Origin of the sequence: Saccharopolyspora sp. NPDC000359 (assembly GCF_040300525.1) — a bacterium.
Classification (GTDB): Bacteria; Actinomycetota; Actinomycetes; order Mycobacteriales; family Pseudonocardiaceae; genus Saccharopolyspora.
Genome location: NZ_JBEPDU010000039.1, coordinates 53,360 through 76,138 on the forward strand (window position 1 = coordinate 53,360; position 22,779 = coordinate 76,138).

A 22,779-nucleotide genomic window follows, 5' to 3' on the forward strand; every position below is an offset into this window, starting at 1 on the left:
GGGCCACCAACTCGGTGAGCGCACGGCTGCGGGCTCATCATGACCGCGATGTCGAGCCTGGACACCCGCCGGCGCCAGTCCTGCTCGGGCAGGTTGAGGACCTGGCGGGAGCAGCTGCGCCGAGAACGGCGCGGTGCGGAACGGGCGGATCAACCGCGAGGAGGCGGACCTCGCGTCAACCGGAGCGGGTGCGCCGGACCTGGCGGGACCGGCACACCCGCGCCCGATCACACCGGGTTCAGCACCGGCTTGCCGTCCTCGACGACGAAGGACTTCGCGGTCTTGGCCGGGGCGTCCTCCTCGGAGACCTTCGCCAGCACGCGGTAGTCCACGCGCAGCTCGCCCGCGGTGAACGCGGTCCGCACGTAGCCCCGCCGGTTGGCGTAGAACTTCACGTGCGGGTTCTCCTCCAGCACGTCCTCGTTGCCACCGTCGTTGCCGTCGCCGCCGCTGGTCACCGAGGTCGTGACGAACTCGGTGCCGACGGCGGGGGAGTCGGGCTCGTCGTGGGTCCGCTTGATCTCCGCGGCCCAGTGCCGGTGCACGTCACCGGTGAGCACCACGCCGTTGCGGACCGCGCTGTCGGCCATCGCGTCGGCGATCCGGTCGCGGTTGGCCACGTAGCCGTCCCAGGCGTCCATGCTGTAGCCCTCCTCGGCGCCCGGGGTGCGGTCGAGCTTGGAGAAGAACACCTGCTGGCCGAGCACGTCCCAGCGCGCGGTGGTCTGGCGGAACCCCTCGAGGAGCCACTCCTCCTGCTCGGCGCCGGTGATCGAGCGCTTCGGGTCCTCGCGCTCGTCGCACCCGGACTGCGTGCCGTCGCCGCAGGCCTGGTCGTCGCGGTACTGGCGGGTGTCGAGCATGTGGAAGTTGACCAGCGAACCCCACTGGACCCGCCGGTAGAGCTGGAGGTCGATGCCCGAGGGCTTGGCCGTGCTGCGCAGCGGCATGTTCTCGTAGTAGGCCTGGAAGGCGGCCTTGCGCCGGTCCAGGAAGTCGTCGTCGGGCTTCCCCGGGACCTCGTCGGCCCAGTTGTTCTCCACCTCGTGGTCGTCCCAGACCACCACCCACGGCGCGGTCGCGTGCGCCAGCTGCAGGTCGGGGTCGGTCTTGTACTGGCCGTGCCGCTGCCGGTAGTTGGCCAGGGTCCGGGTTTCCGGGCCCAGCACCTCGCGCACGTCCTCGTCCTTGGCGGCGTACTCGTACTGGTAGTCGCCGAGGTGCAGGACCAGGTGCGGGTTGTCCTCGGCGATGCGCCGGTAGGCGGTGAAGTAGCCCTCGCCGTAGTGGGCGCAGGAGGCGAAGCACATGGTCAGCTCGTCGAGCGCGTCCGGCGCGGGTGCGGTGCGGGTGCGGCCCACCGGCGAGATCTCACCTTCGGCGCGGAACCGGTAGAAGTACTCCGCGCCCGGCCGCAGGCCCTCCAGCTCGACGTGCACGCTGTGCCCGAGCTCCGGCGCGGCCTGGGCCTCGCCGCTCTGCACGACCTTGCTGAACTGCTCGTCCTCGGCGACCTCCCACTGCACCGGGACGACCTTGTCGGGCATGCCGCCCAGCCCGTCGTCGGCGGTCGGCTTCGGCGCCAGCCGGGTCCACAGCACTACCCCGTCGGGCAGCGGATCACCGGAGGCGACGCCGAGGGTGAACGGATCGGCGAGGCGGCGGGCGCCCGCACCGGGTAGGGAAAGCGCGTTGGCCAGCGCGGAACCGCCGAGCGCGGTGGCCCCGAGCGCGGCCGCGCCGCCGAGGAGCACGGCGCGTCGGCTGATGCGGCTGGGTAACGGGACGGGGGATTCGGTCATCGCAAGCCCTCCAGTTCGTACCGGTCGAGCGCCGGAAACTACCGGAGCACCTGGAGCTCCACGTGAACTTCTGACGAACTCCCGCGCCCCCTACCCCGTTCAGCCGAAGGACTTGCGGGGCCTGCACCAACGAGCGTGGACGCAACTGCGCCCAGCGCCGGAGCGCTGGGCGCAGTTGCGTTGCTCAGAACGGGGACTGGTCGTGGCTCGTCGTTCGCGCCGGTCCACCGGGCCGGGCGGGGGACGGGCTCCGGATCACTTCGGGCGCCAACCGGCCCGGGTCGGCGGACCGGGCGGGCCGGGTGGGCGCGCGGGTCGGGGACGTCGTTCCCACGGCCGGTTCGCGGGCTTGGAGAGGGCTGGCATGCCTGGCAACTTAGGGCACCGAACGCCCCACGCGTGCACCCCCTCCGGCATGGGTGAGTTTTCCCGCATGCCGATCTACCTGCGAAGATCACGCAGAGTTGATCAATCGTGACAACGTCCCAGGTCGGGGCGCCCCCGGGCGTCGACATCGCGGTCCGAACCGGCTCGGGCACGGTGCGTGGCGGGGTCGTTGGCGTTCGGGCCACCGCGCTGAGCGGCCGTCGGGGGGCGGCTGGGAGACTCCAGCTTTCGGGGGACATGGGTGGTTGTTGAGCGTTGGCACTCTCGTCGGTAGAGTGCTAGCAGAACGGCGCCGCAGCGCCCCGGCACCCGCGACGGCGGGGAGCCACGGAGCCGTCTTAACCCAGACAACGCTTCGAAGGCCCCAGAAGGTGGAGGTCACACCGTGGCGAGCATCAAGCCGCTTGAGGACAAGATCGTGGTCCAGGCGAGCGAGGCCGAGACGACGACTGCGTCCGGCATCGTGATCCCGGACACCGCCAAGGAGAAGCCCCAGGAGGGCAAGGTTCTGGCCGTCGGCCCGGGTCGCATCGACGACAAGGGCAACCGCATCCCGGTGGATGTCAAGGAAGGCGACGTCGTCATCTACTCCAAGTACGGCGGCACCGAGGTCAAGTACAACGGTGAGGAGTACCTGATCCTCTCCGCCCGCGACGTGCTGGCCGTCGTCAACTGACGCAACCACGCGCGAGCAGTGCCGCCCCGGCGGTCCCGACCGCGGGACCCCGGGGCGGATTCATGTCCGGGGTGCTCCACGCCCCGCGACGAGCAAGTCAGATCAGGTACCTGTGAAGGGCTGTTGCAACCATGGCTAAGCAGATCACCTTCGACGAGCAGGCCCGGCGCGCGCTGGAGAGCGGCGTCAACCAGCTCGCCGACGCGGTGAAGGTCACCCTCGGACCGCGCGGTCGGCACGTCGTGCTGGACAAGAAGTTCGGTGGCCCGCAGATCACCAACGACGGCGTGACCATCGCCCGCGAGATCGAGCTGGACGACCCGTTCGAGAACCTCGGCGCCCAGCTCGCCAAGAACGTCGCGACCAAGACCAACGACGTGGCCGGTGACGGCACCACCACCGCCACCGTGCTCGCCCAGTCGCTGGTCCGCGAAGGCCTGCGCAACCTGGCCGCGGGCGCGAACCCTGCGGCGCTGAACAACGGCGTGCAGAAGGCCACCGACGCCGTGGTGGAGGCCCTCAAGGCCAAGGCCACCCCGGTCAAGGGCCGCGACAACATCGCCCAGATCGCCACCGTGTCCTCCCGCGACGAGGCCATCGGCGCGCTGATCGGCGAGGCGATGGAGAAGGTCGGCGAGGACGGCGTGATCAGCATCGAGGAGTCCTCGACGCTGGCCACCGAGCTGGAGATCACCGAGGGCCTGCAGTTCGACAAGGGCTTCATCTCCCCGCACTTCGTCACCGACGCCGAGCGCCAGGAGGTCGTCCAGGAGGACGCGCAGATCCTGCTGCACCGGGAGAAGATCTCCAACCTGCAGGACCTGCTGCCGCTGCTGGAGAAGATCGCGCAGAACGGCAAGCCGCTGCTGATCATCGCCGAGGACGTCGAGGGTGAGGCGCTGTCCACCCTGGCCGTCAACGCGATCCGCAAGACCCTCAAGGTCGTCGCGGTCAAGGCCCCGTTCTTCGGCGACCGCCGCAAGGCGTTCCTGGACGACCTGGCGGCCGCCACCGGCGCCCAGGTCATCGCGCCCGAGGTCGGGCTGAAGCTGTCCGAGGTCGGTCCGGAGGTGCTCGGCTCGGCGCGGCGCGTCACCGTGACCAAGGACACCACGACCATCGTCGACGGCCGCGGCAAGGCCGAGGACGTGCAGGACCGGGTGGACCAGATCCGCAAGGAGATCGAGGCCACCGACTCCGACTGGGACCGCGAGAAGCTGCAGGAGCGGCTGGCCAAGCTGGGCGGCGGCGTCGCGGTGATCAAGGTCGGCGCGGCCACCGAGACCGAGCTGAAGGAGCGCAAGTCCCGCATCGAGGACGCGGTCGCCGCGGCCAAGGCGGCGGCTGAGGAGGGCAGCGTGCCCGGCGGCGGCTCCAGCCTGGTCCACGCGGCCAAGGCGCTGTCCGACGACCTCGGGCTCACCGGTGACGAGGCCACCGGCGTGCAGCTGGTGCGCCGCGCGCTGGAGGCCCCGCTGTACTGGATCGCAAGCAACGCGGGCCAGGAGGGCGCCGTCGTGGTGTCCAAGGTCCGCGACCTTGACTGGGGCTCGGGCTACAACGCGGCCACCGAGCAGTTCGGCGACCTGGTGCAGGCGGGCATCGTGGACCCGCTGAAGGTGACCCGCTCCGCGGTCGCCAACGCGGCCTCCATCGCCCGCATGGTCATCACCACCGAGAGCGCGGTCGTGGAGAAGCCGGAGGAAGAGGCCGACGCCGGTCACGGTCACGGTCACGGCCACGGCCACGGGCACGGCCACTGACCGAGGTGGACCACCGGCCAGCAGGCCGGGACAGCTGAACAGCACGAGGATCGGGGCGGTACCCAGCGCGGGTGCCGCCCCGATCCTCGTTGTCCTGCCCGGAGCCGAATGACGCCCCTCGTGGTCATTCGGCTCCGGCACCGAGGCGTGCGCCTCGATCAGCGCAAGCCGGTCAGCTGGCCGCGACCGCCAGCTGCTGCCGCTTGCGCGCTTTGATGATCACTTCCCGCTCCGACTCCGACAGCCCGCCCCAGATGCCGTACGGCTCCTGCACCGCCAACGCGTGGGCACGGCACTGGGCGATCACCGGGCAGTGCTGGCACACCTCTTTTGCCTTCGCCTCGCGCCGAGCTCGCGCCGGGCCCCGCTCGCCGTCCGGATGAAAGAAGTACGCGCTGTCCATACCTCGACAGGAGCCCCGTATCTGCCAATCCCAGATATCGGCGTTCGGTCCTGGAAGACGTCGAGTGTCTGCCATTGCGACAACCACCTCCTACCGGTGGATCCCCTCCCTGCTGCGGCGGGCCCGCCGCAGCCTCGCATGATCCGACCGTAGAACCGCGCCAAAACTTGTTCAACCCTTATCGCGCCAAAACTTGTTCATCATTGGAGTGATCTTTTCGGGGGAGGTGATCGTTCTCGGAACTGGCTTGCCCTGCGCGGGCCAGAACCGGAATATGTCCCGCGTGACGACGCGGCCGGAACCTGCACCGGGGGAGGACACCCCCACCCCGATCGACCAGGCGGGGCGACCGGCCACCTCGGAAGGCGCCGAGCCGGGCGAGGACGCCGAGCCGCGGCTCAGCGTCGCGGCGGTGGCCCGTCGTCTCGGTGTCGCGCCAGCGACCCTGCGCACCTGGGACCGCCGGTACGGCCTGGGGCCCAGTGATCACACCAGTGGTCGCCACCGCCGCTACGGCCCTGCCGACATCGCGCGCCTGGAGCAGATGCAGCGCGCTCTGCTCCGCGGTGCCTCGCCGATGGAGGCCGCTCGCTACGCGCGCGCCGTGGCCGCGCCGCCGCAGCCGTCGCCCGAGGTCGCCGAGAAGCCGGAGGAGGGCGGCGAAGGGCCGGTGCTGCTGTCCGGCGTGCTGGACGGCGACGACATCAAGCTGGTCGGCGGCTCCAACACCGGGGGGCGCGGCCTCAAGCTCACCGGCGCCGGTCCCCAGGCCCGCGGCCTGGGCCGGGCGGCGCTCGCGCTGGACTCCTGGTCGGTGCAGCGGCTGCTGATCGAGGCGATGGGCTCCGACGGTGTCGTGGCGACCTGGCAGGGCATGCTGCAGCCGGTGCTGCGCGCGGTCAGCGAACGCCGCCAGCGCTCGGGTTCCGGCATCGAGGTCCTCCAGCTGCTGGTCGACTGCGCCTCCACGGCGCTGCGCTCGGTGATCGCGACCGCTCCGGCGCCGCTCAACCCGCGTCCGGTGGTGCTCGCCCCGGTGCCCGGCGAGGCGCAGGAGCTCGAACTCGTGGCGCTCGCCGCCGCCCTGGCCGCCAACCGCGTCGGCCACCGCTTGTTCGGCGCGTCGCTGCCCCGGGAGGGGTTGGCGGCCGCGGTCCGGCGCTCCGCGCCCGCCGCCGTCGTCCTGTGGGCGGACCAGGCGCACTACGCCTCGCCCCGGGTGTTGGAGGACATCCCGATCACCCGGCAGCGGGCGCGGGCGTTCGCGGCGGGTGCCGGGTGGTCGCCGGAGGCGCTGCCGCCGCACGTGGAACGGCTCGGGTCGTTGGAGGCCGCTGTGGCGCGTGTTTCGGAAACCGTCCTGGGATGAGTTAAGCTCGCTGTGTCCTAAATCACATCGATCGTGTCAGGACGAGTTGTCGGGTTCCACTGGACGGGCGAAATCGCGGTCACAACGAGCTGCAATCGGGTGAATACTGCAGGTATGACGGGTGATGGGCGACTGCGCGGGGTAGTTGCCCACCTCCTTGCTCCGTTCCGGTGAACCGGGGCCGGGCGGGGGGCCGCGGAAATTCTTGACGGATTAAGCACCAGATCGTGTCAAGGTTTGGGCCCCTGCGTCCGATAGGGGAGGTGGAACGTCACTCGCCTGCAGGAAGGAGTTCCCGTGACGACGGTCCTGATCTGCGATGACCGACGTAGCGTCCGGGAAGGGCTCACTCGTGTGATGTCAGCTGTCCCCGGAGTGAGTCGAATCGATTGCGTCGCGCACGGCGACGAGCTGTTGGCCCGCTTCTCGCGGCAGGCCGTGGACGTCGTGCTGGTCGGCACGCAACGCGCGGTCCCCAACGGGGTGGAAGCCACCCGGCGGCTCGTCTCGGCGCACCCGCAAGCCAACGTGATCGTCTTCGGCGCTCCCGACGACGCGGCCAGCATCGCTGCCGCCATCGCCGGTGGTGCCCGCGGTTACCTCCGCTGGGACGCTTCGCGGCCGGAACTGGTCGCGGCGCTGGCGCACACCCTGGCGAGCACCTCGGTGCCCGCGCCCCGACAACCGTCCGACCCCGGCGTGCAGCTCACGGAGCGCGAGCTCCAGGTGCTGCGCGGCATGAGCCAGGGGAAGAGCAACGGCCAGATCGGCCGGGAGCTCTACCTCTCGGAGGACACGGTCAAGACCCACGCGCGCCGGCTGTTCCGCAAGCTCGGCGTCCGCGACCGCGCCCAAGCGGTGGCGCACGGGTTCCGCCGCGGCCTCGTCGCTTGAACCGTGCGAGCGGAGCGCGCCGGCGGGTGGTCCGCGCGGTCGCCGGTGCTCGACGAGGACGTTGGCCCTGCGCGAGCTGACGTTACGGGAGTGGTTGTGGCTCGCGTCACCGCTGGAAGGTCCGGGAGTGTTCCCGGTCGGCCAGCGTGACGCGAGCCACAACCCTGCCGGAAGTCGGGAGGTAACGGGCCGAAGCGGCATAGGTGGCAAAGCGGCGACAAGCCCCGAAATGCCGTCCCGGCCCCTCTCGGGATCGCTCCGGACTCCACTCCCGTGTTCCGAGCATGATCTCGATGACCAGGCGAAACGCCATCCCGTGCGGCGTCTGGTAGATGTGGATGCGTGACCACGTCCGCCCCTGATCCCGAGTCCCTGTTCAACGAGCGCTCAACGGCCGGTACGGTGAGCTCGGCGTGGCGTGCGGTGCACGCGAAGTCCGCCGGGCAAATCCGAGTCGCTTGAACGCGTAACACCAGGGCTGCTGTCTGCGATGACCAACGTGGGGGACGGGCTGGACGCTCTTGTAAGCGCCGCCGTCGACGGCGATCGTCAGTCGATCGAGCGCTTGCTGGCCGAAATCCGTCCTTTGGTGGTGCGGTACTGCCGCGCCAGAGTCGGACGAAACGAGAGGTCGTTCGCTTCGGCGGACGACGTGGCCCAAGAGGTGTGCCTCGCGGTGCTGACCGCGTTGCCCTCCTACAAGGACCAGGGTCGTCCGTTCCTGGCGTTCGTGTACGGCATCGCCGCGCACAAGGTGGCTGATGCGCACCGAGCGTTGGCCCGCAACCGCTCCGAACCCGTGGCGGACGTTCCGGACACCCCGGAATCCGAAGCCGGTCCGGAGCAGCGGGCGATGCAAGGTGAGCTCTCGGGCAGGATGGCGCAACTGCTTCGCGTCCTCCCGGCAAAGCAGCGGGAAATCCTGCTGCTCCGGGTGGTCGTCGGGTTGTCGGCGGAGGAAACCGCCGAAGCGGTCGGTTCGACGCCGGGCGCGGTACGCGTGGCTCAACACCGCGCGTTGGCCCGGCTGCGAAAGACGCTGTCCGCGGAGGAGGTGGTCTGAATGGCTGAGCGGAAGGGGCCCGAGGGGGAGCAGGCAGGACGCGACCCGGTCGAGTCCGACCAGCACGAAGACCGTTCGACCCGGGCGGACGAGCGGGACGTGGCTCCCGCCGGGGAGCCCGCAGACGAGGGAACGGAACTGAGCGAAAACCATCGGGATTCCGACTCGGCCGAGTCCGAAACCACCCGAAGCGACGCCGATGCGGACGGCGCCGCGGTGCTCGCCTTCCGGCAGCGGCCGGAAGATCGGGACGACGCAGCCGATTCCGGCGAACTGGTCGACCACGACGACCTGGACGAGCCGATCGACCTGGCCGCGCTGCAGGACGACGACGCGCTGCTGGACGCGCTCGGCGGGACCAACCCCGACGTGGCGGTTCCGGCGGCTGGTGAACGCCCGAGCCTGGAAGCGCTGCTGGTGGCCTGGCGGCAGGACGTCGACTCCTCGCCGATCGGCGAGCTCGTCGACGTGGAGACCGCGGCCACCGCGATCGCCTCAGGCACGCGCCCGCGCCGCTGGATCAAGCGGCGGCACCTGGTGCCGGTCGCGACCGCGGCCGCGGTGCTGATGATCGGCTTCACCGGTGTCGGAGTGGCGGCCCGCGACGCGCAGCCCGGCGACATGCTGTGGGGCGTCGCGCAGGTGCTCTACTCCGACCACACCCGCGCGGTGCAGGCGGCGAGCTCGGCGCGCGAGGACCTCAACACCGCGGAGAGCGCGATAGAGCGGGGCAACCGCACGGCGGCCCAGGCCGCGTTGGAGGCCGCGCAACAGCAGATGCGCGTGATCGACGACGAGCACGGCCTGTCCGACCTGCAGGCGGCGCACGCTTCGCTGACCAAGCGGATCGACCAGGGCGAGCAGCCGACCAGCAACGAGTCGACCCCGCAGACCACCCCGCCGACCTCGACGCCCTCGCCGTCGCAGCCGACGGAGCCGCCGGAACCGACGGACAGCTCGTCGATCCCGCCGACCTCGTCCACCCCGACGGAGACCACCACCTCGCCCAGCGAGACCAGCGGCAGCTCGGAGAACCCGTCGAGCAGCTGGGGCGGCCTGTTCCCGCAGGACAGCACCAGCCACCCGTGACCGGGTAGCGGACCAGAACGAGAAGAGGGCTCCTGCCGCGGCGGGAGCCCTCTTCTCGTGCGCAGCGAGACGTCAGCGCGTGGTTTCGCTCTCCGTGACGCCGTCCGCGTAGCCCCGGCAGTACTCCCAGGTCACGTACTCGCTGGGGTTCGGGTCGAAGGCCGGTTCGTGCGGGCGCATGCGGCCGTCGTGCAGCAGCTGCTCCAGGCTGGCCCGCAGGAGCTCCCAGTCGTGGTAGTGGCACTCACCGCAGTCGGCGCAGTCCACCACGATGCCGCGGATGCCGCGGGGCTCCAGCAGGGCCTGGTAGACCGCGAGGTCGGTCAGGTCGGCGAGCAGTTCGGCGCGTTCCTCGTCACCGAGCGGCGGCCCGTCGTCGGCGTCGTGATCACCGAGTGCCATGCTCGGATCTTCCGGGTCGCCCGCGAACGGGTCTGGGGGCATCGGATCGTGCGGCACGGCCCGCACGGTACCGGCTGCGTCCACCGCGTGGGGCTGTCGGGGCGGTGTTGACCGGTGTTCCGCGCACGCCGGGGTGGCCTGGCGCACGACAGCCCGGATGCCCCAACCGGCTGCTGACCTGTGGTCTCTATCATTGGGGGAATCCCCGAAGCCGATGCCGCGTTGCCAGACGTAACCGTCGACGACGTGATCGCCGAGGACTGACCCAGCCGCATCCTCCGGTTGTGGACCGTAGCGTGAAGGAAGGCACATCCCTCGCCATGACCAGCGAACTCACCGCACCTGGCCTCCCCTCGAAGTTCGCGACCCTGGGGCTGACCTTCGATGACGTGCTCCTGCTGCCAGACGAGTCCGACGTCATCCCGAGCGGCGTCGACACGTCGACGCAGCTCTCCCGCAACGTCCGGCTGCGCGTCCCGCTGCTGTCGGCCGCGATGGACACCGTGACCGAGGCTCGGATGGCGATCGCGATGGCCCGCCAGGGCGGCGTCGGGATCCTGCAGCGCAACCTCTCGGTCGAGGAGCAGGCCTCCCAGGTCGAGGTGGTCAAGCGCTCCGAGGCGGGCATGGTCACCGACCCGGTCACCTGCTCCCCGGAGGACACCCTCGCCGAGGTGGACGCGCTGTGCGCCCGCTTCCGCATCTCCGGCGTCCCGGTGACCGACCCGGACGGCACCCTGGTCGGCATCATCACCAACCGCGACATGCGCTTCGAGGCCGACTACACGCGGCGGGTGCGTGAGGTGATGACCGCCGCGCCGCTGATCACCGCGCAGGTCGGCGTCACCGCCGAGGCCGCGCTCGGGCTGCTGCGCCGGAACAAGATCGAGAAGCTGCCGATCGTGGACGGCGCGGGCAAGCTGCGCGGCCTGATCACGGTCAAGGACTTCGTCAAGACCGAGCAGTACCCCGACGCCACCAAGGACCCGGACGGCCGGCTGCTGTGCGGCGCCGCGGTCGGCGTCGGCGCGGACTCGCACGAGCGCGCCATGGCGCTGGTGGACGCAGGCGTCGACGTGCTGATCGTGGACACCGCGCACGGGCACTCCCGCTCGGTGCTGGAGACCGTCGCCACGCTGAAGAAGGAGCTCGGCAACTCCGTCGACGTGATCGGCGGCAACGTCGCGACCCGCGCGGGCGCGCAGGCGCTGATCGACGCCGGGGCGGACGCGGTCAAGGTCGGCGTCGGGCCGGGCTCGATCTGCACCACCCGCGTGGTCGCGGGCGTCGGCGTGCCGCAGATCAGCGCGATCTACGAGGCGAGCATGGCCTGCCGCCCGGCGGGCGTGCCGATCATCGGCGACGGCGGCATCCAGTACTCCGGGGACATCGGCAAGGCGATCGCCGCCGGGGCCAGCTCGGTGATGTTGGGCAGTCTGCTGGCGGGCACCGCCGAGGCACCGGGCGAGCTGGTGCTGGTCAACGGCAAGCAGTTCAAGGTCTACCGGGGCATGGGGTCGCTGGGCGCGATGCAGTCGCGCGGCCAGGGCAAGTCCTACTCGAAGGACCGCTACTTCCAGGACGACGTGCTCTCCGAGGACAAGCTGGTGCCGGAGGGCATCGAGGGCCGGGTGCCGTTCCGCGGCCCGCTGTCCCAGGTCGTCGCGCAGCTGGTCGGCGGCCTGCGCTCGGGCATGGGCTACACCGGTTCGAACACCATCCCGGAGCTGCAGGACGCGAAGCTGGTCCGGATCACCGCGGCTGGTCTCAAGGAGAGCCACCCGCACGACATCACGATGACGGTCGAGGCGCCGAACTACGCCGGTCGCTGACCGCACCGACCCGGCCGCCGCGTCCTCGGGCGCGGCGGCCGCGTCGCACCCTGGACGCCGTGGTCGGCCGGTCACCCAGGGCTAAGGCCCCCCGTTGCACGTCACTCGGATGCCGCAGAGAGAATGTCGTGTTGGACAGCGGTGCTCCGAGAAGGGACTGACGGTGCGCGATCAGGTTGAGATCGGCATGGGCCGCACGGCGATGCGCGGCTACGACTTGGACGACGTGGCGATCGTGCCGTCCCGGCGCACCCGCTCCTCGAAGGACGTGTCGCTGGCGTGGCAGATGGACGCGTACCGCTTCGACATCCCGCTGGTCACGCACCCGACGGACGCGGTCGTCTCGCCCGCCACCGCAGTGCGCATCGGCGAACTCGGTGGACTCGGCGTGCTCAACGCCGAGGGGCTGTGGGCGCGGCACGAGAACGTCGAGCAGAAGCTGTTCGACGTGGTGCGCGCAGCGGAGGAGGACAGCGACCCGGAGGCGGCCATCCGCCTGCTGCAGGAGCTGCACGCCGCGCCGATCCGGCACGACCTGCTCGCCGCGTCGCTGAAGCAGATCAAGGACTCCGGTGTCACGGTGGCCGCGCGGGTCAGCCCGCAGCGCGCCGAGGAGCTGACCCCGGACCTGCTCGCGGCCGGTGTCGAGGTGCTGGTCGTGCAGGGCACCATCATCTCCGCCGAGCACGTGGCGCGGGACGGCGAGCCGCTGAACCTCAAGCGCTTCATCGCCGACCTCGACGTGCCGGTGGTGGCCGGGGGCGTGGGCGACTACCGCACCGCGATGCACCTGATGCGCACCGGTGCAGCCGGGGTGATCGTGGGCTTCGGCCAGTCCCGCTCGTCGACGACCACCCAGGTCCTGGGCATCGGGGTGCCGATGGCGACGGCGATCGCCGACGCCGCCGCGGCCCGCCGCGACTACCTGGACGAGACCGGCGGCCGGTACGTGCACGTGATCGCCGACGGCGCGCTGGCCTACTCCGGCGACATCGCCAAGGCGATCGCCTGCGGTGCGGACGCGGTGATGCTCGGCGAGGCGCTGACCGAGGCGGCCGAGTCCCCGGCGCAGGGCTACTACTGGACGTCGGCGGCGGCGCACCCGAGCCTGCCGCGCAGCGAGATCGTCGGGTTCGCCGGTTCGGACGCGGACCTGGAGAAGCTGCTGTTCGGCCCGAGCAGCGACCCGTACGGCACGCTGAACCTCTTCGGCGGTCTCCGCCGCGCGATGGCCAAGACCGGCTACCGGGACCTCAAGGAGTTCCAGAAGGTCGGCCTGACTCTTCGGGGCTGAGGCCTCCTCGGTTGTTCCGGCTCGTCCTGCGCAGCGGGGCGGGTGGCGGATCAGGCGCCGCCTGGCTCCGGAATCCCGTTCTCATGCATGTCCGCGCGACGAACGGGCTGTCCTCGCCAGGCAACGCCTGAGAACCAGCGGTGGTGCTGGTTGCGGGGGTGGGTCATGCACCGGCGGTGCATGCGATCCCTGACCAGCGGTGCCGGTCACCGTTCGCGGTGCCGGGAGGGGCTTGTGCCACTTGTTCGGTGGGTGGCGGTCGGTGCCGGTTGCCTTTCGCAGTAGCTGTTGCCTGCTGGAAGCGGGTTGAGCCGCTTGTTCGGTGAGGTGGCGGTGATGCCTCGTTCGCGGTGGCTGTTCACCACCGGACGCGGCTGTGGCGGTTGTTCTGGTGGCGGGTTCTGCGTTTTGAGGGCTAGCTACTGGTGAGTAGTTACGTCTAGTCTGTCGCGCATGGCTGGACGTGACGGGGCGCACCGGGGTAGCACCGACTTCGACGTCGTCGTGATCGGCTCCGGGTTCGGGGGCAGCGTGGCCGCGCTGCGGCTGACCGAGAAGGGCTACCGGGTGGCCGTGCTCGAGGCCGGGCGGCGGTTCACCGACGACGAGCTGCCGAAGACCTCCTGGGACCTGCGGAAGTTCCTGTGGGCGCCGCAGCTCGGCTGCTACGGCATCCAGCGCATCCACCTGCTGCGCAACGTCCTGATCCTGGCCGGGGCGGGCGTCGGTGGCGGTTCGCTGAACTACGCCAACACGCTCTACCGGCCGCTCAGGCCGTTCTACGAGGACCCGCAGTGGGCGCACATCACCGACTGGGAGGCCGAGCTCGCGCCCTACTACGACCAGGCGACCCGGATGCTCGGCGTGGTGGACAACCCGACCACCACGCCGTCGGACGTGGTGATGCGGAAGGTCGCCGGGCAGATGGGCGTCGCGGACACCTTCCACACCACGCCGGTCGGCGTCTACTTCGGCACCGCGGGCAAGACCGAGCCCGACCCGTTCTTCGGCGGCGCCGGTCCCGCCCGCACCGGTTGCACCGAGTGCGGCGCCTGCATGACGGGCTGCCGCGTCGGGGCGAAGAACACGCTGGTGAAGAACTACCTGCACCTGGCCGAGGCGGGCGGCGCGCAAGTGTTCCCGCTGACCACGGTGAACCGGCTGGCGCAGGGTGCGGACGGCCGGTGGCGCATCGGGACGGTGCGCACCGGCGCGAAGTGGAACCGCCACCCGCGCGTCTTCCGCGCCGACCAGGTCGTGGTGGCCGCCGGGACCTGGGGCACGCAGAACCTGTTGCACCGCAGCAAGGACTGCGGTGACCTGCCGCGGCTGTCCGGTCGGCTGGGGCGCCTGACCCGCACCAACTCCGAGGCGATCATCGGCGCCCAGATGCCGGAGGTCGACCCCGAGCGGGACTTCTCCAGCGGCGTGGCGATCACCTCGTCGTTCCACCCCGACGAGGACACCCACATCGAGCCGGTGCGCTACACCAAGGGCGCCAACGCGATGGGGCTGCTGCAGACCCTGCCGACGAAGGGTGGCACGCCGGAACCGCGGCTGCGGCAGTGGTTCCGCTACCTGCGCAAGCACCCGATGCACGCACTTCGCCTGCTGTCGGTGAAGGACTGGAGCGAGCGCACGGTGATCCTGCTGGTCATGCAGAGCCTCGACAACTCGCTGACCACCAGGCTGCGCAAGCGGTTCGGGCGTTCGCAGCTGACCTCCGAGCAGGGGCACGGCGCACCCAACCCGACCTACATCCGGGCGGGGGAGCAGGCCAACGAGCTGGTCGCCGAGGAGATCGGCGGCATCGCGGGCGGTACCTGGGGCGAGCTGTTCGACATCCCGATGACCGCGCACTTCCTGGGCGGCTGCCCGATCGGCGCCGACGCCGAGCACGGCGTGATCGACCCGTACCACCGGGCCTTCGGCTACCCGACTCTGTCCATCGTGGACGGTTCGGCGGTGAGCGCGAACCTCGGCGTGAACCCGTCCCTGACCATCACGGCCCAGGCGGAACGAGCCTTCGCGATGTGGCCGAACAAGGGCGAGGCGGACACCCGACCGGACCAGTCCGAGGGCTACCGCCGGGTTACCCCGGTCGAGCCCAAGTCCCCGGCGGTCCCCGCCACCGCCCCAGCAGCCCTCCACCTCCCCCTCGCGTGACCCCTGCGCGAGTTCCATCGGAATCGCACATCTGATTCCAAGAAGCTGAGTTCAGTGAAGGCGACCCGACACATCACCGGTGTGTCGGGCGCCCGACACGCCGGTGGTTACAGTTTAGGTTGAAACTGTAACCGTTCCCAACCCCTCCGACGGCGCGTCACCACTCTTGCGCGCCCGGAGTGAAGGGCGCCTCTCACCGACTCGGTCGGCGAAGGCATCCTTCATCAACGCCCGCGATCGGCGCTGGGTGTTGGTGGAAGCGGTTTCGGCACTCACCTGGGGTTACAGTTTCAGTTGAAACTGTGAATCATCCGGCGACTCGCCTGTCCGGCACCGGTGAGATCACTCGACGGAACTGGCCCGAGGCGAAGGCATCCCCGGCGGAACTGCGGTTCCCATCGGAACTGCACCAGCCGATGTCCCCGCCGAGGTGGTCGTGCGCAGATCGCCCGGCTCTGGCCGGTCGCCTAATTCCGGCTGATCGTCGCGCGTGCGGCGGAGGGGCACCTCCTCGGTGAAGCGCAGTTTCAATTGAAACTGCGATGTGGCCCTCAGCGGAGTCGCAGTTTCAATTGAAACTGCGGTTTCGACGGAAGTTGCGGTAGGGCGCCGGCAGCCGTGGTCGGTGGTGCGGGGCCGTTGGGCGATCGCCAGGGAGCCCAGTCTCGATTGAGGCTGCGGGGTGTTCGTGCGGGACCGCACGGGGGTGGGGACTGGGGTGGCGATGGGACGGGGACAGGGCTGGGGTGGCGTTGGGCAGTGGTGCATCTGGGTTCCCGGGTGTTGCGGGCGGGGCAGTTGGGAAAGGTGTCGTTGACTCCACCGCGCTGGGGGCTGCGTTTCGGCAAGATCGGGGACGTTGGTGGTCTCAGAGGGGATGACGATGTACTTGCGTTCGGCGTTGCGGGGAGCGGGCGTCCTGCTGCTCGCGTTGGTGACGGCGATGGCGGCTTTGGTGGCCCTGCCGCTGCTCGTGGTGTGCGGGCTGCTCGTCGTGCTGGTGGCTGGGGTTGTGCTGCTGCCCGCCGCCATGCGGCTCCTGCATCGCTGGACCGAGTGGGAGCGGCGGCGCGCCGGGCGGTACCTCGGCGTTCCGGTCACCCCGATCCGCTCGGTGTCCGGCTTCAAGGCGGTCCTCCGCTCGCCCGTGACCTGGCGGGACCTGCGGTGGCTGGTGGTGCACGCGTTGTTCGGTCTGGTCACGGGCTTGCTCGGGCTGGCCGGGACCTTGGGTGTGCCCGCGACGTTGGCGTCGGTGGTGCTCTGGCCCCTGGTCCCCGGGATCTCGGTGCTGGGCGTCGTCCCGTCCGGCTGGGGAACCGCGCTCGGGCTCGGTGCGGTGCAGCTCGTGCTGGTGGGCGCGTTGCTGGTGTGGGCCGTGCCTGCTCTGGCGAAGGCGCAGGCCGTGGTCTCGCTGCGGCTGCTGGCCCCCTCCGAGGCGGAGCGCCTGGCGCACCGGGTCGACGAGCTCGCCGAGACCCGGGCCGGGGCGTTGGAGGCGCACGGCGCGGAGCTGCGGCGCATCGAACGCGACCTGCACGACGGGACGCAGGCCCAGTTGGTGTCGATCGCGCTGCGGTTGGGGATCGCGGAGAAGACCGCCACCTCCGACCCCGAGGCCGCGCTGCGGCTGGTGCGCGAGGCGCGCGGTGGGGCCGAGGAAGCGATGTCCGGGCTGCGTGACGTCGTGCGGACGCTCTACCCGCCAATCCTCGCCGACCGGGGGCTGGCCGGGGCGGTGTCCGCGCTCGGGGCGCGCTGCGCGGTGCCCACCCAGGTCTTCGCCGGTGAGCTCGGCGAGGTGCCAGCCGCGGTCGAGGCCGCCGCGTACTTCGCGGTCGCCGAGTCGCTCACCAACGTCGCCAAGCACTCCGGCGCGCAGCGCGCCACGGTGGCGGTGGGCCGGGACGGTGGGGAACTGCGGATCGAGGTCGTCGACGACGGCGTGGGCGGGGCGGTGGAGACCGGCGGTACCGGGCTGACCGGCATCCGACAGCGGGTCGCCGCGCTGGACGGCCGGACCGAGGTGCGCAGCCCGGTCGGCGGTCCGACCCGCGTCGAGGTGGTCCTGCCGTGCGGGTTCTGATCGTCGAGGACAACGTCATCCTGGCCGAGGGCCTGAAGCTGCTGCTGGCCGCGGCCGAGGTCGAGGTGGCTGGGGTGCACGCCGACGCCGGGTCGTTCCTCGAAGCCGTGTCGAGCGACCCGCCGGACATCGCGGTGGTGGACGTCCGGTTGCCGCCCTCCTTCCGCGACGAGGGTGTGCGGGCCGCGCTGCGCGCCCGCGAGGTGCGTCCGGGGCTGCCGGTGCTGCTGTTCTCGCAGTACGTCGAGGAGACCTACGCGCGCGAGCTGCTCTCCGACGGCCGTGGCGCCGTGGGCTACCTGCTCAAGGACCGGGTCTCGCGGGTGGACGAGTTCGTCGACTCGCTGCGCCGGATCGCCGACGGGGCCACCGTGATGGACCCCGAGGTCGTCTCGCAGCTGATGACCCGCCGCCACGACCCGCTGGCCGCGCTCACGCCCCGGGAGCGGGAGGTGCTCGCGCTGATGGCGAGCGGGTACGCCAACGGCGAGATCGCCGAGCGCCTGGTGGTCACCGAGCGGGCCGTACTCAAGCACGTCGGCAACATCTTCGCCAAGCTGGACCTGCCGGTCGGCGACTCCGGGCACCGCCGGGTGTTGGCGGTGCTGGCGCACCTCGGCGGCTGACCGGGGTCGATGGCGTTGTGGGCTTGGTTACCTGGGAGAATGGTCGCAGCTCACCGGCTCAGCTAGGAGGTCGCGACTACGTGTCCGGTTCCGCAAGCAACAGCGCCCAGGGGCCTGTTCTCGTTGTCGACTACGGCGCCCAGTACGCGCAGCTGATCGCGCGTCGGGTGCGGGAGGCGCAGGTCTACTCCGAGGTCGTCCCGCACGACACCCCGGTCGAGGAGATCCAGCGGCGCAACCCCGCCGCCGTGGTGCTCTCGGGTGGCCCGTCCAGCGTCTACGCCGACGGTGCTCCCCAGGTCGATCCGGCGCTGTTCACCGCCGGTGTCCCGGTCTTCGGCATCTGCTACGGCTTCCAGGCGATGACCTCGGTCCTCGGCGGCACGGTGGAGCACACCGGCACCCGCGAGTACGGCCGCACCGAGCTGGAGGTCAGCGGTGACGGCGGCACGCTGCACGCCGAGATGCCCGGCCACCACCCGGTGTGGATGAGCCACGGCGACTCGGTGAGCAAGGCCCCGGAGGGCTTCCAGGTCACCGCCGCCACCAAGGACACCCCGGTCGCGGCCTTCGAGAGCGTCGAGCGGCAGCTGGCGGGCGTGCAGTACCACCCCGAGGTGGTGCACTCGCCGCACGGCCAGGAGGTGCTGCGCCGCTTCCTGCACGACATCGCCGGGGTCCGCCCGCAGTGGACCACGTCGTCGATCGTGGACGACACGGTGGCGGCGATCCGCGAGCAGGTCGGTGACCGCCGCGCGATCTGCGGGCTGTCCGGCGGGGTCGACTCCGCGGTGGCGGCCGCGCTGGTGAACCGCGCCATCGGCGACCAGCTGACCTGCGTGTTCGTCGACCACGGCCTGCTGCGCGCCGGGGAGCGCGCGCAGGTGGAGCGCGACTTCGTGGCGGCCACCGGGGTCCGGCTGGTCACCATCGACGCGGCGGACCGGTTCCTCGCCGCGCTGGCCGGGGTGACCGACCCGGAGGAGAAGCGCAAGATCATCGGCCGGGAGTTCATCCGCGTCTTCGAGCAGGCCGCCCGCGACCTGCAGGCCGAGGCGGGTGAGTCCGGCGAGCACATCGACTTCCTGGTGCAGGGCACCCTGTACCCGGACGTGGTGGAGTCCGGCGGCGGCTCCGGCGCGGCCAACATCAAGAGCCACCACAACGTCGGCGGCCTGCCCGAGGACCTGCAGTTCGAGCTGGTCGAGCCGCTGCGCGCGCTGTTCAAGGACGAGGTGCGCCGAGTCGGCCTGGAGCTGGGCCTGCCGGAGACGATCGTGCACCGGCAGCCGTTCCCGGGCCCGGGCCTGGGCATCCGGATCATCGGCGAGGTCACCGCGGACCGGTTGGAGACGCTGCGCGCGGCGGACGCGATCGCCCGCGAGGAGCTGACCGCCGCCGGTCTGGACCGCGACATCTGGCAGTGCCCGGTGGTGCTGCTGGCCGACGTCCGCTCGGTCGGTGTCCAGGGCGACGGCCGCACCTACGGCCACCCGGTGGTGCTGCGCCCGGTCTCCAGCGAGGACGCGATGACGGCGGACTGGACCCGCCTGCCCTACGACGTCCTGGAGCGCATCTCCACCCGGATCACCAACGAGGTGTCGGAGGTCAACCGGGTGACGCTGGACGTGACGTCCAAGCCCCCGGGCACCATCGAGTGGGAGTGATCCCGCAGAGCTGAGGAGGGCCCTTCACCGCCACCGGCGGGAGGGGCCCTCCGTCGTGCGCGGGGTCACTGCTCGACGCGGACCCAGTCGACGAGGTAGCGGACCTCACCGGTGGCCACCCGGTCCACTGTGGACTGCGGGAGGCCGAAGTAGGGCTCGGTGACGCCGTTGACGCCGTTCGGGTAGCCGCCGCCCAGCGCGAAGTTCAGGATCAGGAACTGCGGGTCGTCGTAGGCCCAGGTCCAGCCCCGGGACTCGATCTCCTGCCTGCTGATCCGGTAGGTCTCGACGTCGTCGACGAAGAAGGCGATGCCGTCCGGCGCCCAGTCCGCGCGGTAGACGTGCCAGTCGGCGGGGTCGCCGCCCGCGAACTCCTGGCGCTGGGTGAACGGGGTGTCGCCGTGGTACTCGGGGCCGTGGATCGCCGAGCTCGTCCACGGCTCGCCGACGTGCTCCATCACGTCGATCTCCCCGCAGTCCGGCCACGGCTTGCCGTCGTCGATGTTCGCGCCCAGCGACCACCACGCGGGCCACAGGCCGCTGCCGGTGGCGCCCTCCGGGAGCTTCAGCCGCGCCGAGTAGCTGCCGTAGGTGAACTCAACCTTGTCCTGGGTCTTGACCCGGCCGGAGATGAAGTCGTAGGTCTGCCCGTCCGGGGCCTGCGTGCCCGGCTTGTAGCGGGGGTGCAGCGCGAGCGCGCCGTTCTCCGCGCCGGTGGCCGGGTCGTGCTCGACGTAAATGGTCTCCGGCGAGTCGACGTAGGCCTGCTGCTCCTGGTTGACGGTGCCGAAGTTCTCCCCGGTGACCTCGACCGTCCACTTCGAGCGGTCCAGCTCGGTGCCGGAGAAGTCGTCGAAGAACACCTCCGCGCGGGGCGCGGCGCTGGCCTCCACCAGCGGCACCGCGGTCAACACCGCGAGCGCTGCGGCGCTCGCGAGCAACTTCTTCCGAACCATCACCGCTCCTCCCCACCGGGGACCGCTTCTTGAGCGGTTGAGTATCGCGGTGCGGTCGCGGCGGTGGGAGCGGTTGGCGAGTTCTGGACGGGGCTTCAGCTGCGGGTGCGCAGCGAGGCGACCAGCATGACCACGCCGATGGCCACCGCGGTCAGCGCCAGCAGCCACTGCAGCTCGCCGCCGAGGCCGAACATCAGGGTGCCCGCGACGGTCACCGTGATCACCCCGGCCACCAGGGTGACCAGGTCCGGTCCACCGCGCTCCCGGCGTTGGGGGGTCTGCTCGTCAGCCACGGGTCACCTCCACGTTCCCGACCCCGACCTCCAGGTCGAGGGCCAGCTGACCGCCACCGCGCCCGTCCAGGCCGAGGTCGGTCTTGGTCTGCTCCGCGGCGCTGCCGCTGGACACCTGGTTCAGGCACTGCACGTCACCCAGCTCGGACCTGCACCGCAGGTCGACGTCGACGTTCTCGGGCAGCCGCACCACGACTTCCCCGACCCCGACGCCCACCGCGCTGGTGGTCGACTCGCCGTCGGCGATCCGCAGGTCCCGCAGGTCCAACGTGAGCGTCCCGGCGGACAACTGGTAGTCGGGGCGCACGTCGACGATGTCAGTGGGGCGGTAGTGGTGGTCGCCCATGGCGCCGCCGAAGGTGTTCCCCGGCATCGCCCCGGCCAGCATCGCCACGGCTCCCAGCGGGACCGCCGCGAGGATCAGGCCCCGGCCGCCGCGCAGGAACGAGCCGACGACCATCCCCAACCCCAGCGTGCCGAGCGCGAACGCCAGCGCGACGTGCGTTGGTGCGCCGAGCGCGCTGGTGAGGGCGCAGGCGAACGCGGCCAGCCCCAGCGTCACCCAGGTGATCCAGCGCCGCGGCGGCTGCTTCGGTTCCGGCGGTTCGGGCTCGCTGGGTTCGGGCAGGTCCCAGGCGAACGGCGCGGCGCCGAGCGGGTCCCACGCGGGCGGGGTCTGCCGCTCGATCCGCGCGGTCGACTCGGCACCGGGGTAGACCCAGGTGTTCTCACCCGCGGGCGCCGCGTCAGGCACCGGTGGCGTGCTGAAGCTGGTGGTGTCCGGGGCGGCGGTCGTCGGCGTGACGTTGCGGTCGCCGTAGGAGCGGTGCACCAGGTAGAGCGCGGTCAGGCCCAGCGCGAGCCCGAAGCTCGCCAGCGAGCTGGTCAACCAGAACACGCTGGGGATCAGCAGCAGCACCAGGATGATGGCGAGCGTGCTGGAGGTCGGCTCCGGTTTCGGCTTCGGCATGCCGGGGACCGGTTCCCCCTCCTTCGGGAACAGCAGCCACCCCAGCAGGTACAGCACCACGCCCGCACCGCCGTAGACGGCGGCGAGGACGAAGGCGACCCGGACCAGGATGGGGTCTATGCCGTACCGGAGGCCGATCGCGGCGGAGACACCACCCACCTTGCCACCGAACCGCGGCCGGACCGGGCGGGTCGCCCAGAAGTCCCGCAGGGTGTCCTCGAACGCCGCTACCCCGGCGCGCTTCGTGGTGCTCATGCCAACCACTATCCGTGCCGGACCACCTCCCGGGCATCAGGGACGCCCCTGATCTGGCCCGGAGTGCCGGATCCCATGGGGGGTCGCCTCGCCTGGGGTGACGCATCGGGACCTGAGCGCTTCCCTGCCTGCCGACTTCGCGGAGAGCATCTCAGGGACAGTCCCTGATGTCCCCGCGTGCGCGAGCGTGTGACCATCGTTGTCGTGAGAGACCAGCTCAACCAGCAGCGCGACAGCGGGCCGGGAGCACCCACCAAGCCGATGGCGCAGCGACGCCCGCAGAGCGTGGCCCAGCTGCGGCGGCGCCGCGGCGGCAGACTGGTCGCCGGGGTCGCCAGTGGGGTGGCCGAGCACCTCGGGGTGCCGGTGCTCTACGTGCGCATCGGGTTCGCGGTGCTGGCGGTGTGCGGTGGGGCGGGTGTCCTGGCCTACTCGCTGCTGTGGGTGTTCGTGCCGCAGTCCACCGGCACCGAGGCGCCGGTGTCGACCAAGGAGCGGCAGCAGGGCTTCGGCGTGATCCTGCTGGGTGTCGGTGCGATGGTCGCCGTCGGCGGTCTGGTCTCGATGCCCGCCTGGCTGAGCGCGCCGCTGGTGGTGGTGCTGGTCGGGGCCGCCGTGGTGTGGCGGGAGGCCGACGAGTCGCAGCGCCGCCGCTGGCGGCAGGGCGCGCGCACCAACGTGGTCGGCGCGCTGCACGGTGGCGGTGGCCGGTCGGCCCTGATCCGGGTGCTGGCCGGTGCGGCGCTGGTCGTGGTCGGCATCGTCATGCTGCTGGCCGGGTCGACC

At 71.1% G+C, this 22,779-nt stretch carries 19 protein-coding genes; 13 read left to right on the forward strand and 6 right to left on the reverse strand.

Annotated elements, in window-relative coordinates:
- Window positions 1–227 precede the first annotated feature (227 nt).
- On the reverse strand, window positions 228–1,802 hold the full coding sequence (locus ABT324_RS23560) for an alkaline phosphatase D family protein (RefSeq protein WP_351181473.1): 1,575 nt from the start codon (window positions 1,800–1,802) through the stop codon (window positions 228–230).
- A gap of 772 nt (window positions 1,803–2,574) precedes the next feature.
- On the opposite strand from ABT324_RS23560, the gene groES reads away from it, so the two are divergent.
- Window positions 2,575–2,865: a co-chaperone GroES gene (gene groES, locus ABT324_RS23565; protein WP_093414065.1), complete on the forward strand. Its 291-nt coding sequence runs from the start codon at window positions 2,575–2,577 to the stop codon at window positions 2,863–2,865.
- Between the two features lie 131 nt (window positions 2,866–2,996).
- On the forward strand, window positions 2,997–4,628 hold the full coding sequence (gene groL / locus ABT324_RS23570; protein ID WP_351181477.1) for a chaperonin GroEL: 1,632 nt from the start codon (window positions 2,997–2,999) through the stop codon (window positions 4,626–4,628).
- A gap of 172 nt (window positions 4,629–4,800) precedes the next feature.
- On the opposite strand, the gene ABT324_RS23575 is transcribed toward groL, so the two are convergent.
- Entirely contained in the window at window positions 4,801–5,106 is a 306-nt protein-coding gene (locus tag ABT324_RS23575) for a WhiB family transcriptional regulator (RefSeq protein WP_093155089.1), read from the reverse strand.
- 199 nt (window positions 5,107–5,305) lie between these two features.
- Here ABT324_RS23575 and ABT324_RS23580 point away from each other — a divergent pair, with 199 nt between their 5' ends.
- From ABT324_RS23580 to ABT324_RS23595, 4 genes are all read left to right on the forward strand, one after another.
- Window positions 5,306–6,400 (forward strand): MerR family transcriptional regulator, encoded by a 1,095-nt coding sequence (locus ABT324_RS23580; protein ID WP_351181480.1) that lies wholly within the window; start codon window positions 5,306–5,308, stop codon window positions 6,398–6,400.
- A 297-nt stretch (window positions 6,401–6,697) separates the two neighbouring features.
- The gene (locus tag ABT324_RS23585; protein ID WP_029536209.1) at window positions 6,698–7,294 is read left to right on the forward strand and encodes a response regulator transcription factor; all 597 of its coding nucleotides are present in this window, start codon (window positions 6,698–6,700) and stop codon (window positions 7,292–7,294) included.
- A 490-nt stretch (window positions 7,295–7,784) separates the two neighbouring features.
- On the forward strand, window positions 7,785–8,357 hold the full coding sequence (locus tag ABT324_RS23590; RefSeq protein WP_093155087.1) for a sigma-70 family RNA polymerase sigma factor: 573 nt from the start codon (window positions 7,785–7,787) through the stop codon (window positions 8,355–8,357).
- The gene (locus ABT324_RS23595; protein ID WP_351181483.1) at window positions 8,358–9,446 is read left to right on the forward strand and encodes an anti-sigma-D factor RsdA; all 1,089 of its coding nucleotides are present in this window, start codon (window positions 8,358–8,360) and stop codon (window positions 9,444–9,446) included.
- A 72-nt stretch (window positions 9,447–9,518) separates the two neighbouring features.
- Here the strand turns inward: ABT324_RS23595 and ABT324_RS23600 are convergent, their stop codons facing one another.
- Window positions 9,519–9,890: a DUF5319 domain-containing protein gene (locus tag ABT324_RS23600; RefSeq protein WP_150067426.1), complete on the reverse strand. Its 372-nt coding sequence runs from the start codon at window positions 9,888–9,890 to the stop codon at window positions 9,519–9,521.
- Between the two features lie 278 nt (window positions 9,891–10,168).
- Between ABT324_RS23600 and guaB the strand changes: the two genes are divergently transcribed.
- The 6 genes from guaB (at window position 10,169) to guaA (ending at window position 19,519) form a co-directional block, all read left to right on the forward strand.
- Window positions 10,169–11,680 (forward strand): IMP dehydrogenase, encoded by a 1,512-nt coding sequence (gene guaB / locus ABT324_RS23605; protein ID WP_351181486.1) that lies wholly within the window; start codon window positions 10,169–10,171, stop codon window positions 11,678–11,680.
- A 163-nt stretch (window positions 11,681–11,843) separates the two neighbouring features.
- Window positions 11,844–12,974 carry a GuaB3 family IMP dehydrogenase-related protein gene (locus tag ABT324_RS23610; RefSeq protein WP_351181489.1) on the forward strand — a complete coding sequence of 377 codons (1,131 nt, stop codon included), beginning with the start codon at window positions 11,844–11,846 and terminating at the stop codon, window positions 12,972–12,974.
- 453 nt (window positions 12,975–13,427) lie between these two features.
- Window positions 13,428–15,140 (forward strand): GMC family oxidoreductase N-terminal domain-containing protein, encoded by a 1,713-nt coding sequence (locus ABT324_RS23615; protein ID WP_351181492.1) that lies wholly within the window; start codon window positions 13,428–13,430, stop codon window positions 15,138–15,140.
- Between the two features lie 883 nt (window positions 15,141–16,023).
- Window positions 16,024–17,226, forward strand: coding sequence for a sensor histidine kinase (locus ABT324_RS23620; RefSeq protein WP_351181495.1), 1,203 nt, complete (start codon window positions 16,024–16,026; stop codon window positions 17,224–17,226).
- Window positions 17,214–17,852 carry a response regulator gene (locus tag ABT324_RS23625; RefSeq protein ID WP_351181498.1) on the forward strand — a complete coding sequence of 213 codons (639 nt, stop codon included), beginning with the start codon at window positions 17,214–17,216 and terminating at the stop codon, window positions 17,850–17,852. The genes ABT324_RS23620 and ABT324_RS23625 overlap by 13 nt, the downstream gene beginning before the upstream one ends.
- 80 nt (window positions 17,853–17,932) lie before the next feature.
- Window positions 17,933–19,519 carry a glutamine-hydrolyzing GMP synthase gene (guaA, locus tag ABT324_RS23630; RefSeq protein ID WP_351181501.1) on the forward strand — a complete coding sequence of 529 codons (1,587 nt, stop codon included), beginning with the start codon at window positions 17,933–17,935 and terminating at the stop codon, window positions 19,517–19,519.
- A gap of 65 nt (window positions 19,520–19,584) precedes the next feature.
- Here the strand turns inward: guaA and ABT324_RS23635 are convergent, their stop codons facing one another.
- The 3 genes from ABT324_RS23635 to ABT324_RS23645 all read right to left on the reverse strand — a co-directional run bounded on the left by ABT324_RS23635 (window position 19,585) and on the right by ABT324_RS23645 (window position 21,993).
- Window positions 19,585–20,475, reverse strand: a complete 891-nt coding sequence (locus ABT324_RS23635) for a glycoside hydrolase family 16 protein (RefSeq protein ID WP_351181504.1) — start codon at window positions 20,473–20,475, stop codon at window positions 19,585–19,587.
- 95 nt (window positions 20,476–20,570) lie between these two features.
- Window positions 20,571–20,768, reverse strand: coding sequence for a hypothetical protein (locus tag ABT324_RS23640; protein ID WP_351181507.1), 198 nt, complete (start codon window positions 20,766–20,768; stop codon window positions 20,571–20,573).
- Window positions 20,761–21,993 carry a PspC domain-containing protein gene (locus ABT324_RS23645; RefSeq protein WP_351181510.1) on the reverse strand — a complete coding sequence of 411 codons (1,233 nt, stop codon included), beginning with the start codon at window positions 21,991–21,993 and terminating at the stop codon, window positions 20,761–20,763. Before ABT324_RS23645 ends, ABT324_RS23640 begins: the two co-directional genes overlap by 8 nt.
- 204 nt (window positions 21,994–22,197) lie before the next feature.
- Between ABT324_RS23645 and ABT324_RS23650 the strand changes: the two genes are divergently transcribed.
- Window positions 22,198–22,779, forward strand: a 582-nt coding sequence (locus ABT324_RS23650) for a PspC domain-containing protein (RefSeq protein WP_351181513.1), incomplete at its 3' end; no start/stop codon positions are given.

Bases quoted from the DNA above. Each gene is read 5' to 3' on its own strand.
- ABT324_RS23560 (WP_351181473.1), bottom strand. From the start codon at position 1,802: ATGACCGAATCCCCCGTCCCGTTACCCAGCCGCATCAGCCGACGCGCC.
- groL (WP_351181477.1), top strand. From the start codon at position 2,997: ATGGCTAAGCAGATCACCTTCGACGAGCAGGCCCGGCGCGCGCTGGAG.
- ABT324_RS23575 (WP_093155089.1), bottom strand. From the start codon at position 5,106: ATGGCAGACACTCGACGTCTTCCAGGACCGAACGCCGATATCTGGGAT.
- ABT324_RS23580 (WP_351181480.1), top strand. From the start codon at position 5,306: ATGTCCCGCGTGACGACGCGGCCGGAACCTGCACCGGGGGAGGACACC.
- ABT324_RS23590 (WP_093155087.1), top strand. From the start codon at position 7,785: ATGACCAACGTGGGGGACGGGCTGGACGCTCTTGTAAGCGCCGCCGTC.
- ABT324_RS23595 (WP_351181483.1), top strand. From the start codon at position 8,358: ATGGCTGAGCGGAAGGGGCCCGAGGGGGAGCAGGCAGGACGCGACCCG.
- ABT324_RS23600 (WP_150067426.1), bottom strand. From the start codon at position 9,890: ATGCCCCCAGACCCGTTCGCGGGCGACCCGGAAGATCCGAGCATGGCA.
- guaB (WP_351181486.1), top strand. From the start codon at position 10,169: ATGACCAGCGAACTCACCGCACCTGGCCTCCCCTCGAAGTTCGCGACC.
- ABT324_RS23615 (WP_351181492.1), top strand. From the start codon at position 13,428: ATGGCTGGACGTGACGGGGCGCACCGGGGTAGCACCGACTTCGACGTC.
- ABT324_RS23620 (WP_351181495.1), top strand. From the start codon at position 16,024: ATGTACTTGCGTTCGGCGTTGCGGGGAGCGGGCGTCCTGCTGCTCGCG.
- ABT324_RS23635 (WP_351181504.1), bottom strand. From the start codon at position 20,475: ATGGTTCGGAAGAAGTTGCTCGCGAGCGCCGCAGCGCTCGCGGTGTTG.
- ABT324_RS23645 (WP_351181510.1), bottom strand. From the start codon at position 21,993: ATGAGCACCACGAAGCGCGCCGGGGTAGCGGCGTTCGAGGACACCCTG.